We start from the raw sequence: 1,341 nt of genomic DNA, 5'->3' as shown, positions 1-1,341 counted from the left end.
GCGCGATAACCCGCGGGCGCCGGGGGGTTTTTACGCCGCGGGCCCCCAGTTCCGGGGTGGGCGATACTGGGTTCGAACCAGTGACCTCTTCGGTGTGAACGAAGCGCTCTCCCACTGAGCTAATCGCCCCGGGCGCAGGGAGAACATTACCGCATGTCAGCGGGTGCCTCCGACCGCCTTGGAGTCACCCTCGGGTCACTCCTTGATCTTCCACGGCATCTCGAAGCCGAACTTCCAGACGTAGATCCCGACGAGCACGGCGATGATCACCAGACCGATGGTCGTCAGGATGATGTTCCGGCGGCGCACCTTGGGGTCGAGCGCACGCTGCGCCGCCTCGGTGACCTTCCGCTTCGTCCAGCGAAGGACCAGCTGAGCCCAGACGAACTCGGTCGCCCAGATCGCCATTCCACCGAAGATCACCAGCCAGCCCGGTCCGGGCAGCGGCAACATGATGATGCCCGCGACAACCACCGCGAGGCCGACGATGAACACGCCCACCTGCCAGCTGAGGTGCAGCGCCTTGCGGGCCTGGATGAACTCCGGCGCACGCGATCCGAGCGGCTGTTCGTCCTTCGTACCGGTGATTGTTTCAGCAACCCCCGGCTCGTTACTCCCCGTATTCATACGGCCAAACCCTACCGGACGGAAACCGGTCACTGGAATGGGTGTACGCGCCGAACAAACAATCCGCCGTACGAGCTACCTAAAGACACCCAAAACCCTCAGAGGGGTTTACAACGGCACCGTAGGTGGCATGTCGATTTCGCCGACGTGCGAATCCCCGAGCGCACACTGAGCGAAAGGCCCTGGCGCTTATGAACACCACGGTCAGCTGCGAGCTGCACCTGCGCCTCGTTGTGTCGAGCGAGTCCTCACTGCCTGTACCCGCAGGACTGCGGTATGACACGGCCGATCCCTATGCCGTGCACGCCACCTTCCACACCGGAGCCGAGGAAACAGTCGAATGGGTGTTTGCCCGCGACCTCCTCGCCGAGGGCCTGCACCGGCCCACCGGTACCGGCGACGTCCGAGTCTGGCCGTCCCGGAGCCACGGTCAGGGCGTCGTCTGCATCGCCCTGAGTTCCCCTGAGGGTGAGGCCCTGCTCGAAGCCCCGGCGCGGGCCCTCGAATCGTTCCTGAAGCGAACCGACGCGGCCGTGCCCCCCGGCACGGAACACCGCCACTTCGATCTGGATACGGAGCTCTCGCACATCCTGGCCGAAAGTTAGCTCCAGGCCGCGCGAGAGCGCCCGGCGCCGTCCGACTCGGGGCGACGGCTCGGGCACCGACAACCGAACAGAGCAGACACACCGGCGCCGTCGCCGCGGATTCCCGCGG

2 protein-coding genes and 1 tRNA gene are annotated in these 1,341 nt (G+C 65.7%); 1 reads left to right on the top strand and 2 read right to left on the bottom strand.

From position 1 onward, the window contains the following. Nucleotides 1-57: 57 nt before the first annotated feature. Nucleotides 58-129: transfer RNA gene (locus ACWFR3_RS46840), tRNA-Val, on the bottom strand. A gap of 66 nt (nucleotides 130-195) precedes the next feature. Beyond that, nucleotides 196-627: a TIGR02611 family protein gene (locus ACWFR3_RS46835; RefSeq protein WP_453740817.1), complete on the bottom strand. Its 432-nt coding sequence runs from the start codon at nucleotides 625-627 to the stop codon at nucleotides 196-198. Between the two features lie 191 nt (nucleotides 628-818). Between ACWFR3_RS46835 and ACWFR3_RS46830 the strand changes: the two genes are divergently transcribed. Next, entirely contained in the window at nucleotides 819-1,232 is a 414-nt protein-coding gene (locus tag ACWFR3_RS46830; protein WP_003959770.1) for an SsgA family sporulation/cell division regulator, read from the top strand. Nucleotides 1,233-1,341: the final 109 nt, after the last annotated feature.

The organism is Streptomyces sp. NPDC055189, assembly GCF_053606765.1.
Note: the sequence above shows the minus strand (reverse complement) of the source record. Positions and strands in the feature narration are given on the sequence as shown.

What these genes read in the sequence shown, in the direction of transcription:
- ACWFR3_RS46835 (WP_453740817.1), bottom strand. Translation starts at nt 627, where the DNA reads ATGAATACGGGGAGTAACGAGCCGGGGGTTGCTGAAACAATCACCGGT.
- ACWFR3_RS46830 (WP_003959770.1), top strand. Translation starts at nt 819, where the DNA reads ATGAACACCACGGTCAGCTGCGAGCTGCACCTGCGCCTCGTTGTGTCG.